The following is a 301-nucleotide window of genomic DNA, read 5'->3' on the forward strand; positions in this document are numbered from 1 at the left end:
CGACCTCGACCTCGACGGGCCTTTCGTCGGCTAACAGCTCGATCTCCTCGCTGTCCACGTCGACTTCGACGGGGATCAGCTCGCTGTCGACCGGCCTGAGCTCGACCGACAGCACGGTGTCGTCGCTGTCGACCTCGACGTCGACCGGCCTTTCGTCAGCCACCAGCTCGATCTCCTCGTTGTCCACGTCGACTTCGACGGGCATCAGCTCGCTGTCGACTGGCCTGAGTTCGACTAATAGCACGGTGTCGTCGCTGTCGACCTCGGCGTCGACCGGCCTTTCGTCAGCCAATAGCTCGAT

1 protein-coding gene is annotated in these 301 nt (G+C 63.1%); it reads right to left on the reverse strand.

The window, feature by feature from the left end; all coding sequences use genetic code 11:
* Positions 1-301 (reverse strand): hypothetical protein (locus tag VL15_RS42985; protein ID WP_230684635.1); only part of this gene is annotated, 301 nt, incomplete at both ends.

The organism is Burkholderia cepacia (assembly GCF_001039005.1).
In the GTDB taxonomy this organism is placed as follows: Bacteria; Pseudomonadota; Gammaproteobacteria; order Burkholderiales; family Burkholderiaceae; genus Burkholderia; species Burkholderia theae.